Annotated in this window: 11 protein-coding genes; 4 read left to right on the top strand and 7 right to left on the bottom strand. The window is 45.3% G+C overall.

The window, feature by feature from the left end:
• The first annotated feature begins 52 nt into the window (after positions 1-52).
• The gene (locus OL444_RS02470; RefSeq protein WP_264734827.1) at positions 53-3,073 is read left to right on the top strand and encodes a glycoside hydrolase domain-containing protein; all 3,021 of its coding nucleotides are present in this window, start codon (positions 53-55) and stop codon (positions 3,071-3,073) included.
• A 74-nt stretch (positions 3,074-3,147) separates the two neighbouring features.
• Here the strand turns inward: OL444_RS02470 and OL444_RS02465 are convergent, their stop codons facing one another.
• Positions 3,148-4,047: an SMP-30/gluconolactonase/LRE family protein gene (locus OL444_RS02465; protein WP_264734828.1), complete on the bottom strand. Its 900-nt coding sequence runs from the start codon at positions 4,045-4,047 to the stop codon at positions 3,148-3,150.
• A 133-nt stretch (positions 4,048-4,180) separates the two neighbouring features.
• On the opposite strand from OL444_RS02465, the gene OL444_RS02460 reads away from it, so the two are divergent.
• Positions 4,181-5,233 carry a nucleoid-associated protein gene (locus OL444_RS02460; RefSeq protein ID WP_264734829.1) on the top strand — a complete coding sequence of 351 codons (1,053 nt, stop codon included), beginning with the start codon at positions 4,181-4,183 and terminating at the stop codon, positions 5,231-5,233.
• A 199-nt stretch (positions 5,234-5,432) separates the two neighbouring features.
• Here the strand turns inward: OL444_RS02460 and OL444_RS02455 are convergent, their stop codons facing one another.
• The 6 genes from OL444_RS02455 to radA form a co-directional block, all read right to left on the bottom strand.
• The gene (locus tag OL444_RS02455; protein WP_264734830.1) at positions 5,433-6,926 is read right to left on the bottom strand and encodes a PSP1 domain-containing protein; all 1,494 of its coding nucleotides are present in this window, start codon (positions 6,924-6,926) and stop codon (positions 5,433-5,435) included.
• Between the two features lie 147 nt (positions 6,927-7,073).
• Positions 7,074-8,213: a DNA polymerase III subunit gene (locus tag OL444_RS02450; protein ID WP_264734831.1), complete on the bottom strand. Its 1,140-nt coding sequence runs from the start codon at positions 8,211-8,213 to the stop codon at positions 7,074-7,076.
• 34 nt (positions 8,214-8,247) lie between these two features.
• Positions 8,248-8,784: a hypothetical protein gene (locus tag OL444_RS02445; RefSeq protein WP_264734832.1), complete on the bottom strand. Its 537-nt coding sequence runs from the start codon at positions 8,782-8,784 to the stop codon at positions 8,248-8,250.
• A gap of 133 nt (positions 8,785-8,917) precedes the next feature.
• Positions 8,918-9,439, bottom strand: coding sequence for a glutathione peroxidase (locus OL444_RS02440; protein WP_264734833.1), 522 nt, complete (start codon positions 9,437-9,439; stop codon positions 8,918-8,920).
• 143 nt (positions 9,440-9,582) lie between these two features.
• Positions 9,583-10,272 carry a ComF family protein gene (locus OL444_RS02435; RefSeq protein ID WP_264734834.1) on the bottom strand — a complete coding sequence of 230 codons (690 nt, stop codon included), beginning with the start codon at positions 10,270-10,272 and terminating at the stop codon, positions 9,583-9,585.
• A gap of 36 nt (positions 10,273-10,308) precedes the next feature.
• The gene (gene radA, locus OL444_RS02430; RefSeq protein ID WP_264734835.1) at positions 10,309-11,685 is read right to left on the bottom strand and encodes a DNA repair protein RadA; all 1,377 of its coding nucleotides are present in this window, start codon (positions 11,683-11,685) and stop codon (positions 10,309-10,311) included.
• A 559-nt stretch (positions 11,686-12,244) separates the two neighbouring features.
• Between radA and OL444_RS02425 the strand changes: the two genes are divergently transcribed.
• Both OL444_RS02425 and OL444_RS02420 read left to right on the top strand, forming a co-directional pair.
• Positions 12,245-12,937 (top strand): zinc metallopeptidase, encoded by a 693-nt coding sequence (locus OL444_RS02425; RefSeq protein WP_264734836.1) that lies wholly within the window; start codon positions 12,245-12,247, stop codon positions 12,935-12,937.
• Between the two features lie 369 nt (positions 12,938-13,306).
• Positions 13,307-16,291, top strand: coding sequence for a SusC/RagA family TonB-linked outer membrane protein (locus OL444_RS02420; protein ID WP_264734837.1), 2,985 nt, complete (start codon positions 13,307-13,309; stop codon positions 16,289-16,291).
• Positions 16,292-16,301 lie beyond the last annotated feature (10 nt).

The raw sequence follows: 16,301 nt of genomic DNA, 5'->3' as shown, positions 1-16,301 counted from the left end.
TTATTCCCGGTGAACAGGAAAAATAATTATCTATAAAAACGTATCTTCTTACATGCATCAGATCAACCAACATGCCCGCTTGATAAAACAAGCATTGATGCTGGCCGGATTTACCGTTGGCCTCTCGGGCAGCGTGATGGCCCAGCAGGTAAAGTACACTGTCGGTAACAACAGCTGGAATGCTGATTCTCTGGGCAACCACCGTGCGGTGGTTAGCTTTAATGGCAATGGTAAAGTGGCCCGTGTCATTATTCCGTGGCGTCGCCGGGATGAACACCCGGAACTGAAACGCATCATTATTCAGGATGCACAGACCAAACAAAAGATTACCAATGTAAAAACCGGTACGCTAAACCGGGAACAAGGCGATATTTATTTTGAGCCGGTTTCAGGAAAAGGCAATTACTATATTTATTACCTGCCGGCTAAATCCGGCGGTAATCCCAATTATCCGCAAGACGCTTACCTGGCGCCGGAACAAACGGCAGATAACAGCTGGTTGCAGGTGGCAGCAGCTCCCGTGAAACCCAATGCTATGCTGAAAGAGCTGGAGGCGATAGATACCTTCAACACTTTTTATCCGATGGAAGTAATAGCCACGGCTGCTGAAAAACAACAGCTGCTGTTAAAACATCCGGGTGCGGGATATATGATATTTCCGGAAGACAGACAGTTTCCGGTGAAGATGACAGACGACCTGCCGCAACGCTGGATACAGCAAGGCCCTTCCCAGGCTTTTGCCGGCCAGGCAGATAAAGGAGAATACTACGCTTTTCAGCTGGGCGTGTATGCCCGTAAAGACCTGAAAGATATCCGGCTGTCTTTTACAGATCTGAAAACAGCCGATGGGAAAACCATTCCGGCGGCCTTATTAAACTGTATCAACACTACGGGTACTACCTATGATGCACAGCCTTTTACGGCCAGTCTGCAGGTAGGCGCCGGAAAAATACAGAGCATATGGTGTGGTATTGATGTACCGGCAGCAGCTGTTGCCGGTGTGTATAAAGGCATCGTGACCATACAACCGGCAGGTATGCCGGCGATGCCAGTACGGATTACGCTGACGGTAACCGGTAAAACAGCGGTTAACGGCGGCTTTAATGAGCCCTGGAAACAAACCCGGCTCAAGTGGCTCAACTCCACGCTGGCGCAGGATAATGCTGTGATTGCACCCTATACGCCGCTGGAAATGAAAGACAGCGTTATCAGTTTACTGGGTCGTAAAGTAGGTATTAATAAAGCAGGCTTCCCTGCACAGATTCAGACATTTTTTACCCAGGAGATGACCTCCTTATCTGCCAATGCCAGAAATATACTGACTGAACCTGTACACTTCCATTTTGTGGATGCAGCTACGGGGAAGGATCTCAACTGGGATAACAAAGGCTGGCAGGTAACGGCTAAAGATGGTGGCAAAATCAGCTGGAAAGCGATCAACACCACCACCGGACTGCAGATGGAAATCAATGCCTCTCTCGAGTTCGACGGTTTCATGGACTATACCGTAAAGGTTACTGCACTGGACGACGTAACATTGAAGGATGTAGCGTTGCACCTCCCTATGGAGAAAAGTGCCGCCCGGTATATGATGGGCCTGAACCAGAAAGGTGGGGTACGTCCGGAGCAAATTGACTGGAAATGGGACGTGAAAACAAAGAACCAGGATGGCGCCTGGATTGGTGATGTAAACGCCGGATTGCAGTTCACCCTGCGCGATGAACATTATGTACGGCCGCTGAATACTAATTTTTATCTGCAGAAGCCTTTACAGTTGCCCGTTTCCTGGGGTAATGGCACTAAAGGAGGTATCACGGTAGGTGAAAAAGGCAAGGCCATACTGGTAAACAGCTACAGTGGAGAAAGAACCATACGCAGGGGAGAAGTCCTGTATTTCAACTTCCACCTGATCATTACGCCGTTTCATACCATCAACACCGACTTCCAGTGGTCTACGCGTTTTTATCACAAGTATGATAACCTCGACACGATCAAGGCTACCGGTGCTACCGTGGTAAATATTCACCATGGTAATGAAATCAATCCCTGGATCAACTATCCGTTTATTGAATGGAAGAAGATGAAGGACTATATTGATGGCGCGCATCAGAAAGGATTAAAGGTAAAGATCTACAATACCGTCCGGGAATTATCCAACCACGCGTGGGAAACCTTCCCGCTGCGCAGCCTGGGGCATGAAGTATACAGCCCTGGTAAAGGCGGTGGCTTCTCTTGGTTACAGGAGCACGTGGGCAAAGATTACATTGCTGCCTGGTTTGTACCGGAGTTCAAAGATGCGGCTATCATCAACAGTGGTATGAACCGCTGGCATAACTACTATGTGGAAGGAATGAACTGGTTGGTACAACAGGTAGGTATCGATGGTATCTATCTGGATGATGTGGCCTTTGACCGCATTACCATGAAACGTATCAAAAGGGTATTGACACAGGACGGACATCCTGGTATCATTGACCTGCATTCTGCCAATCAATATAACAAGTCCGATGGTTTTATCAACAGTGCCATGTTGTATATGGAGCACTTCCCGTATCTCAACCGCTTGTGGTTCGGAGAGTATTTTGATTATGAGCAAAACAGTCCTGATTTCTTCCTGACAGAAGTGAGCGGTATCCCGTTTGGCTTAATGGGTGAGATGTTACAGGATGGTGGTAACCAATGGCGGGGTATGGTGTATGGAATGACCAGTCGCATGCCGTGGAGTGATAACGCAGATCCGCGTCCTATCTGGAAAGTATGGGATGATTTTGGCATGCAGGGCGTAAAAATGATTGGTTACTGGGTAGATAACAACCCGGTTAAAACCAGCGATCCGCTTGTTCCGGCTACCGTGTACAAAAAAGACGGTGCTGTATTGGTGTCCCTTGCTAGCTGGGCCAAAGAAGATACTGGTATTAAGCTGAACATCGATTGGAAAGCATTGGGAATTGATCCGGCTAAAGCTGTGATAACGGCGCCGGATATACGGAATTTCCAGAAAGGACAGGTGTTTGCCAAAGATGCCACGATTCCGGTATCCAAAAACAAAGGCTGGTTACTGATTATTAAATAAACAGAACCTGATTATAAATAAAAACAGCGAAGATACCGGAAGGTGTCTTCGCTGTTTTTTTATAGGAGTTGCGTTTAGTATTTTTTACCGGGAACGGCTACACGGAATGTTTCCACACATTTCCTGTCCTGCAGGGTCACATATACGGTTTTACCGTCTTTATCGCCGAAGATGAGGTTACTGCATTGTTTGCCTTTGAGGGCTACTTCCCGGATCAGTTTCCCTTGCGGAGACAATACAGCAATGGTTCCTTTACCCCAGCGGGCAATGTAGAGGTTACCAGCTTTATCGCATTTCATGCCATCGAAGCCAAAATCGGGGAAAGAGGCGAAGAGCGTTTTACCGGAGATATTGCCGGCTTTATCTACCTTATATTTCCACACTTTACGTTGTACACTTTCATTTACGTAAAGGGTTTTTTCATCCGGACTCAATTCAATGCCGTTGGTGGTACCCATGTTGGTTTCCAGCAATACGGGTTGCCCGTTGGTATCAATACGCCATAGTTGGCCGCCGTTGTTTTTCCAGTCGGGATCGGAGGCAAACAGCTGATCTTTTTTATTGATGCACAGGTCATTGGGTTGGTGGAAGGAGGTGGAGTGTGCATAAACACTGATTTTTTTTGTTTTCATATCCACCATCAGCACATTATGCCCTTTAAAGTCAGGCAAAAACATATATCCTTTACTGTTAAAATTAACGCTGTTGCCGATGCTGCTATCGGGAAGAGTGATAAAAACTTCCCCGGCGCCGGTGCGGGTATTTATTTTTCCTACGGTGCCATCCTGCTGGAAATTAACCACATAAAAATTACCGGCTTTATCAAAGTTGGGTCCTTCAATGTTTACGGAGAACATATTTTCTGCAGTGAGGTCGCGGGCTTCATACAGTGGACGGGGGCCAGGCTGTTGCTGGGCCAGGGATTGCAGGCCATAGCCAGCCAACAGGGCCATCAGGTATATGCTTTTTTTCATGATCCATGAATTTAGGAGGCTTAAAATAAGCAACAATTCCTGATTTTTATACCTCTTTATGCGGTAATGGAGGATGGGCGCCGGTTACCGGGAGACCGTGTACGCTGTCAACTAATTCATTAATTTTGCGCCCATGATTCATGTTTCGGAGTTTAAAGATTTAGCGCAGCTTACCATTCATAAGGTAGGTAATTCCTCTAATGAAGAGTCGTTGATTTGTTCCAAGGCCCCGTTGCAGCTGGAAGATGAAACGATTGGTCAGTTGCTGATCACCTATTTTATTCAGCCATTTACCAATGCAGCCGAATATTTCAGGTTTTATCATGAATCGGATCTGCAGTTGAATGAGGTATTTCAATATTGCCGTCGTATATTTAATAATCCGGATGATTTCCAGGAGCAGTCTGTCAATATTGCCAAACATCTATATAAACATTCCACCCATCCCAAAATAAAAGGAGGGGAGCTATACATAGCCTATTTTAGCAACTGTCAGGCAGACGGAGAGGACGTAGAAGCCATCGGCATATTCAAATCCGAAAACCGGGATACTTATCTCAAAGTATTTCTGGATGATGAAAATTACCAGGTTAATTACGACGATGGGATTAACATCAACAAGTTGGATAAAGGTTGTCTTGTGTTTAATACCGAAGAAGAAAACGGTTTTAAGGTAAGTATCGTAGATAGTATCAGTAAACAAACAGAAGCTGTTTACTGGAAAGATGCTTTTTTACAGGTACAACGCCGGGAAGATAGCTACCACCAGACAGAAACAGCCGTGAATATGTGTAAGCAGTTTATCCACAATAAGCTGCCTACCGAATATGAGATGGACCGGGTGGATCAGGTAGATCTGCTGAATAAATCAGCCGCTTATTTTAAAGATAAAGAGCAGTTCCAGCTGGATGATTTCGCACAGGAAGTACTGGGTCATCCCGATGCCATTGCCTCCTTTAAGGAGTACCGGAATGAGTATGAGCAAGCTAATCAGCAAAGTATTCCGGACGAATTTGATATATCGGCGCCTGCAGTGAAGAAGCAGCAAAAGTTGTTTAAGAGCATTCTGAAGCTGGATAAGAATTTCCATGTTTATATTCATGGCAACCGGGAGATGATTGAGCGTGGGTTTGATGAAGCGACGAATATGAACTATTATAAGCTACTGTTTGAAAATGAATCGTAGATAGGTGTAACAGAACAGAAGCGCCTGTGTGGTTGGATGTTGTGAAGAGAGGATAACAAATAATTATAAGAATTTCTCATAAGCAAAAACCAATTATTAACAAAGGCTGCTTCATCTGGGCGGCCTTTTCTTTTATGCGTAATTATGGCTTTGCTGTAAATAAAAAAGACAACCGGTCCGGTTGTCTTTTTTATTTGAATTATTTATTGTTGTTGTTATTGTTGTTCTGCGGATTATTCGGATTGCCGGGTCTGGGTTTATGCCTTGGAGGACGACGGTCCTGTTTGGGCTTTTGTCCACCGGGTTGTCCCTGTCCTTGTTGTTGTTGTGCAGATGGTTGTGGTTTGTTGCCGCCTTGTTCCTGGCGGGGTTGTTGTTCACGTCCCTGCTTCGGTTGCTGGCCGCCACCACCTTGCTTTTGCTGCTGCGGACGGTTTTCGTGTTTGGGCTTCCGATCCTGAGTGGGGCGGTTGTCCGGTTTCTGGGCAGTACGCTGTTCAGGTCTGGCGGATTCGTTTTTAGCGCCCTGGCCTTGTTTCTGATCGGCGTTTTTCTGCTGTTTGTGTTTGTCTTTATCTTTCTGTTTGCGTTTCTGCACTGTTTTTTCCAGGGATTTCAGGCTGATCAACCCTACTACATCCGCGAAGCCGAGATCTGCTTCTTTCGGTTTGGCAGTCACTACTTCCACTGGTTTCAGATCTTCCGGTTTAACACCCTGACGGTTCAGCAGGCGTATTTCTTTGGCTCTGGTGATCGTGAGTGGGTATTGTTTGTTGCTGCCTTCGTAGGAGTACCACATGAGGCATTTGAAGATATCCCTTTTCTGGAGGGTAGCCACGCCGGCAGCAGTTTCAATGCTGTCTGCATCTTCCGGAAATTCTTTCAGCGCATCCAGGTAAGTATCCAGTTCGTAGTTGAGGCAGCATTTCAGGCGGCCGCATTGTCCGGATAATTTAGCCTGGTTAATAGACAGGTTCTGATAACGGGCAGCGGTGGTATTCACGCTTTTGAAATCAGACAGCCAGGTAGAGCAGCATAATTCCCTGCCGCAGCTACCGATACCACCTACTTTGCCGGCTTCCTGGCGGGCGCCTATCTGGCGCATTTCCACTTTAGCACGGAATTCGGAGGCATATACTTTAATCAGTTCACGGAAATCGACCCGGTCATCAGCTGTATAGAAAAAGGTGGCTTTACGGCCATCTGCCTGGATTTCTACTTCAGCGAGTTTCATTTCGAGGCCCAGGTTGCGGGCGAGTGCCCTGGATTTTATCAGGGCTTCTTTTTCCCGGGATTTGTTGTCGCTCATCCTTTGCAGGTCGTCATGGGTGGAGCGACGTAATACTTTTTTTACTTCGGGGGTGTCTTCAGCGCGCCTTTTTTTCATTTGTAGTTTTACCAGTTCGCCGGTGAGGCTTACTGTACCAACGTCGAAGCCGCTTACTCCTTCTACGGTTACCATTTCTCCTTTATCAAAGAGTTGTTTGGTAACGTTCCGGAAAAAGTCTTTACGACTGCCATTGTTAAAACTTACTTCTATAATGTCAAATGGTGCTAAGCTATCGCCAAGGGGAATATTGGACAGCCAATCAAATACGTTAAGTCGGTTACAACCTCCTGTACTGCATCCTCCATTACTCTTGCATCCTGACGGCTTTCCTTCCACACCCGTACCACATCCGGCACAAGCCATATTATTAATTAGTTTAAATTTTATAAATAAGCATTTCAGGTCATTCCAGTCCTTCAAAATACGTTTTTCCCTACAGAAAAACAAAAAGACAGGAAGCAACAAAGATAAGGAAAAGGAGCTGATAAGCCCCGGCAGCGTTCCCGCCCGTTATAAGGCTGGTAGAGGTTTCTTTTTAAATATATGTTGTAACTTGATTGACAGTGCATGAAACAGCATTTTGCCGTTGGCATTGCGTTCTATGTAATAACTGGCATTATTCAGCTCTTCCACAATCTGCTGAATCTGGTCGAGATTGGCCAGCTTGGCGAGTTTGCCGGCAAAGTCGATCTCTTCATCGGAGAAAGCCAGCTGGCTTCTGTCCAGGTACTGCAGGCGGAGGGTGTGTTCCAGCAGGTTAATAAAGTAACGCAGGAACTGCTTTTGGTTTTCCCTTCCGGTTTTGGCGCTGGAAATGCCTTCGATCCATTCCTGTAATCCCACACGATTGCCGGTAAACAGGTGGTTCAGCCAGGAGCGTAGCAGCTCATGGTAGTCATCGTCGGAGTTTTGGAGCAGAAAGGTGGCCTCCCGGTAATTGCCGGCAGTAATGGTGGCTACCTGCCGGGCTTTGGCCGGCGGCACATTGGCCCTGGATATCAGGGCCGCTATCATGTCTTCTTTGTCTAAAGGATTTATTTTAATGAGATGGGTTCTGGATAGAATGGTGGCCAGAATCTGTTCCTGGTTTTCTGCTACCAGAATGAAGAGTGTGTTGTGTGGCGGCTCTTCTATCAGTTTCAGCAGCCGGTTACCTTCATTGCCGAGGTATTCCGGCATCCACATCAGCAGAATTTTATACCCGCTCTCAAAACTTTTAAGATTTAGTTTACGGATAATGTCCTGGCATTCGTTGGCAGTAATATTCCCCTGTTTATTTTCCGCACCTATAAACTGTAACCAGTCATAGGCGTTGCCATAGGGATGTGTGATCACAAATTCCCGCCACTCTGTGAGGTAGTCGGTACTAATGGGCTTATCACCTGTTTTGCGTGGTATAACCGGAAACGAAAAATGAATATCCGGATGTACGAACTGGCTGGCTTTCATACAGGCGGAACATTTACCGCATGCATCGTTTTCTTGTTTGTTTTCGCAAACCAGGTATTGGGTAAAAGCCAGGCCCAATGGCAGGCCGCCGGCGCCTTCCGGCGCCAGTAATATCATGGCATGACTGAGACGGTTCTGTTGTACAGACTGTATCAATTGTTGTTTCACGCCGGTTTGTCCTATGATACTGGAAAATAACATGGGCGCAAGATAATGAAAAGGGGAATAATGGTTTTTAAGGTAATGACAGGTAACAGGCATTCTGGAACTTGCCGCTGCCGGTAATCGTGCGGCCACCGGCTGCAAAATAGAAGTATCCGGAAATGGTTTTGCGTTTCACATTCACCTGTGTAATGGTAATACTGGCGGTATCGGTAGACAGCAGATCATATCCGTTGCCATTGCGAATACTGGCAACTACGGTGGCGTTGTTATGGCTGGAAGCAGTGGTAAACTGATAGGTTTTGAGATGCAGGCTGTCATTTACCAGGTTTGCTTCGTCGTAAGGTGCATCTACTATATTCAGTGCTACTCTCAGGCTGTCGGAGAGCGCCTCTATGCCGAGGTACTTGGTGCCGCCGGTATCTGTTTCTGACCGGAAAATAGTGGCGGAAGCCAGGTGCAGGGGTTGTGTGCTGCCTTGTACAGTGACGCTGATGACTGCCTGTGGGCAATCCATATAGGGAGGCGTAGTTTCCTGCTGGCAGGAACTACAGAAAAAAGAGGCGATGAACAGTATATAGGCTGGTGTTGCGGTGTAAATAAATTTCATGACAATATCTCGCTTTATATAGAATAAATAAACGGTTACTAACGTGTAGGAATACACGTTAGTAACTGTATGGGGTAAATAGATGATGAACTACACTAAGTTGGTGAGGGAAAGGTTACTGGGGAAAGTGCAATTATTTTTCGATGGCTTCTGTGACTTCTTTTGCTTCCGGTTGTGTTTTTGGAGAAAATACAGCTACCAGGTTGCCTTTTTCATCCAGCAGGTATTTCTGGAAATTCCAGGTTACTGCAGCCGGTTCGAGGTGTTTAGCCTTGCTTTCATCCAATAACCATTTATACAGCGGGTGTATATCCGCGCCTTTCACAGATACTTTGGCCGCCATCGGAAAAGTAACGGCGTATTGTTTGGAGCAGAAAGCTTTGATTTCTGCATTGCTACCGGGTTCCTGAGAGCCGAAGTTATTAGCCGGGAAACCGATGATGACCAGTTTATCGTGATACTTTTTATACAGTTTTTCAAGCCCTTCATACTGTGGGGTATTGCCACAAAGGGAAGCTGTATTGACGATAAGGATTTTTTTTCCTTTGTATTTAGCAAAATCAATTTTTCCGCCGTCAACTGCGTCTACTTTGAAGTCGTAAATATGAGAGGAAGAAAAGAACATAACCAGTGATAAAATTGCTAGTTTGAACATATGTGTTTTTTTAGAGAAAGCGATCTGGAATATCGTATGTGACTGCTTCGTAAAGTTAATTATCCGGGATGAGAAATGTGTAATTTTTTCAGACGCCGCCTTGGTTGTTTAAAAAAAGATAATACAACAGGGGCGTTCCGGTATTAGTGGTAGGCAAAAGCCAGGCAACAGATACTGACCCGTGCGCCGGCAGCAATGAGTGCGTGGCTGCAGGCTTCTGTTGTGGCACCGGTAGTGATGACATCATCAGTGAGCAGGAGGTGCTTCCCTTGTAACGGCATATTACCGGCCCGGAATACGGTAGCTACATTTGCCCATCTGCCGGTTCGTCCTTTCCGGGTTTGTGTATCGGTATATTGTTGTCGCAGGAGTGCGCGGGTATATACGGGAGTGCCGGTGATCTGTGCAATACCATCGGCCAGCAGGGCTGCCTGGTTGTAACCACGTTTTTTTTCTCTTGCAGGAAAAAGTGGTACTGGTACGATGGCATCGATGGTAGTCATCCAGGGAGATTCCTGCAAGAGGTAGCCGGTTTGCCTGCCCAGGTAGGTGGCGATGTCTTTTCTTTGTTTGTATTTAAAGCGGTGAATCAGTTGCTGCAGGGCCGATGACTGACTGTAGTAGTAAGTGGCAGTTGCCTGTTGTATGGGTACCCGGCCGGTAAAAATATTTTCCACGGGATTACCGGCGTATAGATGAAAGCGGGTGAGGGGTAATGCCTGCCGGCAACGGAAACACAGTATTTCATGACCGGCCGGCAGATCGTTGCCGCATACTTCACAGCAATGCGGAAAAAAAAGATGCACCAGTGGGGATAACAAACCGGATAACATACAAACAGGTTTTAAAATAAAGAGATGGATACCTTATCAGAATAATTGCTGGTAAACTTCTTCCACTCTTCCTACAGCAATTACTTCAATATTAAATTTACTGAAATCGATGCCCTTTTTATTATAACGGGAGATGAATATTTTTTCGAAACCCAGTTTTTCTGCTTCAGCTATTCTTTGTTCGATTCTGTTTACCGCACGTATTTCTCCGCTGAGGCCCACTTCCCCGGCAAAACAAATTTTGAAGGCGATGGGATTGTCTTCGTAGGAAGAAAGTAAAGCGCATAGTACAGCCAGGTCAATGGCGGGATCTTCCACCCTTATACCGCCGGCGATGTTGAGAAAAACGTCTTTTACACCAAAGTGGAAGCCACCTCTTTTTTCCAGTACAGCCAGCAGCAGTTGCAGGCGACGCAGATCAAAGCCGGTAGCAGTACGTTGTGGGGTGCCATATACCGATTGGGTAACCAGTGCCTGTACTTCCACCAGTAGTGGACGTAGTCCTTCCATGGTAGCAGAAATGGCTACGCCGCTGAGCAGATCTTCCCGTTGGGAGATAAGAATTTCAGAGGGATTGGTTACTTGTCTGAGGCCTGTTCCGGTCATCTCATAGATACCCAGTTCGGCGGTAGAGCCAAACCGGTTTTTGATGGTGCGCAGAATACGATAGGTGTAATGCTGATCACCTTCGAACTGCAGTACCGTATCCACCATATGTTCCAGTACTTTCGGGCCGGCGATGGAGCCATCTTTGGTAATATGACCGATCAGGAATACGGGTATATTACTTTCTTTGGCAAACCGCTGCAGCTCTGCTGTGGTTTCCCTGATTTGTGATACGCTGCCGGGCGCCGATTCAATAAAAGGAGAGTGCAGGGTTTGAATAGAATCTACAATGACCAACTGTGGCTGTAGTTTTCTTATTTCCTGAAAGATGGTTTGGGTAGATGTTTCTGTCAGGAGATAAAACTGTTCATTGGTATTCTGAATGCGGTCTGCCCGCATTTTTATTTGTTGTTCGCTTTCTTCACCGCTGATGTAAAGTGTTTTGATATGTTTCAGCTGAAGCGCATTTTGAAGAAACAACGTAGATTTGCCTATGCCGGGTTCTCCACCAACAAGTACCAGCGAACCCGCCACTATACCACCTCCGAGCACGCGGTTTAATTCGTGATCGTGGGTGAGGAGGCGTTCTTCTTCCTGGGTAGTGACAGCGGAGAGGTTGATTATTTTTTGTGTACGTGCAGCAGTAGGTTCATTGGTTTTCCACTCCTGGTGTTTCAGCGGCACATCTTTTTGGACTCTTTCTTCAACGAATGTATTCCATTCACCACAGCTCGGACATTTTCCATTCCATTTAGCAGATTCATATCCACAATTCTGACAGAAAAAAGCGGTTTTTATTTTACTCATAATTTTTAAAAGAGGATCAGTACAAAGTAAATGGTTTTAATAATTATGGGGTGGAAATGTTAAAAGAGGGGGATAAAAATGCAGGGTAGAAATGCCTGAAAAGAGAAAAGAGCCAAACGGAGGATTCCGCTGACTCTTTCTACTTACTAACCCATTAAATTCAGGTCTAAATTACAAAATGGCTTCAGAATAAAAAAGTTTATTTAATTGATGTGAATAACTTTTGAGCTATTTTCCTAATGTAACAAAGTGGCTGCCATCGCTTGTTTCAGCGCCTGTTTTTGTCTAATATTACTTTCAATGGCACCCCGTAAAATGTTGATAAATAGGCCTGATGTTGAGGAATTTTGCATATAAAAAACCAATAATAAGAGCAGGGCGGGTTGGTGACAAATAGACGCTTTTTGAGGTTCTTTTTTCTTAAATAATGACACAATGTCAGTGTTAAATTTCTTGTTCTTTCTTAAAAGGAAGGGTTGGCAGAGAAGTGCTAAATAAAACTTAAAACGTCAGGGTTGGATAGAAATTTGTGCCTTTTTTCTCCTAAAATATCTGAAGTATGACTCCTGGAATTATGTTTTTGTCGCTGTTTTTTGTGGGGATCAGCATGCTGGTAAGCTATATTTTAAAAAGTAAGTTTCGGGCTTATAGCGAAATACCCACCTCATCCGGACTGACTGGTAAGCAGATTGCAGAAAAAATGCTGCTGGATAACCAGATCCGGGATGTGCAGGTACTGATGGCCGACGGATTTCTGTCTGACCACTATAATCCGGCCAATAAAACCGTCAACCTGAGTCCCGATGTATATAATGGCGCCAATGTAGCTGCTGCCGCGGTAGCTGCCCACGAATGCGGGCATGCGGTACAGCATAAGGTAGCCTATCCCTGGCTGGGATTAAGATCCCGGTTGGTGCCGGCCGTACAGGTGAGTGCTAACCTGGTACAATGGGTACTGCTGGGAGGAATTCTCCTGATTAACGTATTCCCGCAGCTGTTGCTGGGTGGTATCATCCTGTTTGCGGTAACTACCTTGTTTGCCGTTATTACCCTGCCGGTAGAGTTCGACGCCTCCCGCAGGGCGTTGGCCTGGTTGGATAATGCCCGGGTTATGCGGCCACAGGAACATGATAAGGCCAAAAATGCTTTATGGTGGGCTGCTATGACATATGTAGTGGCAGCAGTAGCCTCACTGGCTACCCTGTTTCAGTATATCCTCATATATATGGGCGCCCGGAATCGCAATAATTAAAATATTAATATAATATATGTCAAGGATCACTTGGGATTATCCAGGTGATCCTTTTTTCATTTTATAAGCGATTGATTATTAATTTTTAACAAAATAGCGCAGTGAAATTTTAACATTTTTTTAGGGGTTTAAAAAAATATTATTATATATTTAACATGTTTTTGCAAATGTTTACATATTAAGCGATTCTCAGTCGGAATGAAAAGTTCAACCAACTTTTAAGTAGAAAATCAGCCAAATTAAACTCGTGTAGTACATTTCTGATAAAACTGGTTTCAACTAAAATCTCCGGTCCCAGTCTACTGAGCCGCTCTTTGATAATATCATGTTCACTTAAGTTCACTTATCAAAATCTAAAATCCCATAGCCATGTTGCGATTCTATTCGTTGACAACCATGCTGCTGCTATTATGCATGTTTTCTTTTGCCCAATCAAAACAAATTACCGGTAAGGTGACCGATGCGAAAGACGGATCCCCTTTACCGGGAGTAACCGTAAAAGCCAAAGGTTTTAATACCGGAACTGTAACACTGACCGACGGAAATTTTAAACTGAGCTTGCCCGGACAGGCCAAATCAATCATTTTTTCTTTTATCGGATATGCCGATCAGGAAGTGATCCTGAACGGTCAGTCTGAGTTTAACGTAAAACTGGCTTCAGATAAAAAAGAATTATCTGAGGTAGTGGTACTGGGTTTCGGTACACAGGTGAAAAAAGATGTCACCGGTGCCGTAGCCAAGGTATCCGCCAAAGAATTTGAAAACCAGCCGTTACCCACCATGGAAACTGCTTTGCAGGGAAGGGTAACCGGGGTATATATCACTGCTGGTAGTGGTAAACTGGGACAAGCTGCGGATGTTAAAATCCGTGGTACTTCTTCTGTAAATACCAGCCAGCGCCCACTCTATGTAGTAGATGGGGTACCTATCATTATTGCGGATCTGGGTACTGCCGATTCAGAGCCTATCAACCCGCTCTCTACGATAGACCCTAACGAAATAGAATCCATCAACGTATTGAAAGACGCCTCTTCTGCAGCGATCTACGGTGCGAGAGGCGCCAACGGGGTTATCCTCATCACCACCAAAAAGGGTAAAGCCGGTAAAACAGCCGTAACCCTGAACGTATCTGGTGGTACCAGCAAACCTACGCACCTGCGTAAATTCCTGAATGCAGCCCAATACCGTGAACTGTTCACAGAAGCGGCTAAAAACAGCGGAGCTGATATTGCGGAAGAATTTGCCGGCAATACGGCTACCGATGACTGGAATAAAAATTATGATACTGACTGGAACGACGCGGCTTTCCAACGGGGCAACTTTAAAGAAGTAACCCTGTCTGTAAATGGTGGCGATGCTAAAACCCGGTATTATTTCAGTGGTGTTATCAACAAACAGAAAGGTATTATCGTAGGAAATGACCAGGACAGGGTAGGTGGCCGTTTGAATGTGGAGCACAATATCAGCTCCAGAGCGGTTATCGGAACCAACCTGAATGTGATCAAATTATCAGGTAACAGGCTGCCAAGCGATAACGCATTCGATAACCCGGTTCAGCTGAATGCCATGCCACCGCTGCATCCTTTATATGATAATCTGGGCCGCTACAACAGTGCTACCCTGTATTATAATAACCTGATTAACCTGACTGATGGCGCCAATACCATGAGCCAGTTTATGGGCGTAGGTAATGTGTACCTGAGCTTCGACATCTTGCCTAACCTGACCTTTAAAACAGATTATGGTTTCAACTACCTGAATCTGGAAGAAGAGCAATATGCTGGTAAAAGAACACAGAACGGTGGTGGTAAAAATGGAACTGCTTTTAATTCCTCCGCAAAAAGTGTAAGCCAGGTATTTACCAATACCCTGAACTATACTAAAAACTGGAATGAAAAACATGACCTGGGCGTATTGCTGGGTATCATGTATGATGATAATATTGAGCGGAATAACAATGTAACGGGAGAGAACTTTCCGAACGATCAATTCAGAAAAATACAGAACGCCGCTAAAATTGTGGGCGGTAGTTCTTTTGAATCCAGTTATTCACACGTGTCCTACATTTCCCGTGTAAACTATAAATTCCTGAACCGCTATTTACTGCAGGCGAACCTCAACGTAAATGCTTCCTCCAAATTCGGTTACTATAACCACGCTAAACGGTATGGTATATTTCCCGGCGCCCAGTTGGGCTGGGTAGCCAGTGAAGAAGCTTTCCTGAGAAATTCCAAAGTGATCAGTTTCCTGAAAGTAAGAGCGGGTTACGGTCTTACCGGTAATGATAACATCGGCAATTTTGACTCCCGTAAATTGTACGGTACCTTGAACTATGCAGACAAAATTGGTTTAGTGCCTTCCCGTCTGGCGCCGGATAATCTGTCCTGGGAAAAGATGCGTGAGGTGAACCTCGGGGTAGATTTCGGATTCTTCAATGATCGCTTGTCTGGTAGTGTGGATGTGTATCGTCGTAAAACAGTAGATATGTTGCTGGATGTAAATATTCCTGCAACAGGCGGATATACGGCCATTCGTCAGAACCTGGGTTCTATGGAGAATAAGGGGATTGAAATTGGCCTGAACTCCAAAAACCTGACCGGTGAGTTTAAATGGAGTACCAATTTTACTTTTACCATCAATAGGAACAAAGTGCTGGATATGGACAATACCAGCCTGGAACCAGCCTCCCGTACACTTGGTCGTGTAATAGCCGGTGAGCCATTTGGTTATTTTTATGGCAGAAAGTATGCTGGCGTTGATCCGAACAACGGAGATGCTTTATACTTTAAAGCAGATGGTACTACTACCAATGACTGGAATGCTGCTGCAGACATGAAGATTGGTGATCCGAATCCTAAATTCTATGGTGGTTTCGGTAACAACTTCTCCTACAAAAATTTCTACCTGGATGTACAAACGCAGTTTGTATCCGGTAATGATATCTACAACCAGGCCGGTACCTTCCAGGCTAACAATGCCAACTACTTCGATAATCAGACAGTAGATCAGATGAACCGCTGGCAGAAGCCCGGTGATATCACCAACGTGCCACAGGCTAGATTAGGAGTAGACAATGGTCTCAAAAAATCTTCCCGTTGGGTTGAAAAAGGTTCTTTCTTCCGGGTGAAGTCTATTACATTCGGTTACAATGTGCCTAAAAAATGGCTGTCTTCCATCAAGCTGCAAAGCGCCCGTGTTTATGCAGCAGCCAATAACCTGTTTACGATTACCAATTATACAGGATACGATCCGGAAGTAAATACCTCTTATCTGGGAGCGATTCAGCTGGGACATGATTTCTATACGCCTCCACAGGCTAAAACCCTCACTTTCGGTATTAACGTTGGATTCTAATCTTCTCTTC

The sequence above is a fragment of the Chitinophaga nivalis genome (assembly GCF_025989125.1).
Taxonomy (GTDB): domain Bacteria; phylum Bacteroidota; class Bacteroidia; order Chitinophagales; family Chitinophagaceae; genus Chitinophaga; species Chitinophaga nivalis.
The sequence above is the reverse complement of the archived record's forward strand: the minus strand, read 5'-3'. Positions and strand labels throughout refer to the sequence as shown.

Coding starts and splice junctions, on each gene's coding strand:
- OL444_RS02470 (WP_264734827.1), top strand. CDS start 53: ATGCATCAGATCAACCAACATGCCCGCTTGATAAAACAAGCATTGATG.
- OL444_RS02465 (WP_264734828.1), bottom strand. CDS start 4,047: ATGAAAAAAAGCATATACCTGATGGCCCTGTTGGCTGGCTATGGCCTG.
- OL444_RS02460 (WP_264734829.1), top strand. CDS start 4,181: ATGATTCATGTTTCGGAGTTTAAAGATTTAGCGCAGCTTACCATTCAT.
- OL444_RS02455 (WP_264734830.1), bottom strand. CDS start 6,926: ATGGCTTGTGCCGGATGTGGTACGGGTGTGGAAGGAAAGCCGTCAGGA.
- OL444_RS02450 (WP_264734831.1), bottom strand. CDS start 8,213: ATGTTATTTTCCAGTATCATAGGACAAACCGGCGTGAAACAACAATTG.
- OL444_RS02445 (WP_264734832.1), bottom strand. CDS start 8,784: ATGAAATTTATTTACACCGCAACACCAGCCTATATACTGTTCATCGCC.
- OL444_RS02440 (WP_264734833.1), bottom strand. CDS start 9,439: ATGTTCAAACTAGCAATTTTATCACTGGTTATGTTCTTTTCTTCCTCT.
- OL444_RS02435 (WP_264734834.1), bottom strand. CDS start 10,272: ATGTTATCCGGTTTGTTATCCCCACTGGTGCATCTTTTTTTTCCGCAT.
- radA (WP_264734835.1), bottom strand. CDS start 11,685: ATGAGTAAAATAAAAACCGCTTTTTTCTGTCAGAATTGTGGATATGAA.
- OL444_RS02425 (WP_264734836.1), top strand. CDS start 12,245: ATGACTCCTGGAATTATGTTTTTGTCGCTGTTTTTTGTGGGGATCAGC.
- OL444_RS02420 (WP_264734837.1), top strand. CDS start 13,307: ATGTTGCGATTCTATTCGTTGACAACCATGCTGCTGCTATTATGCATG.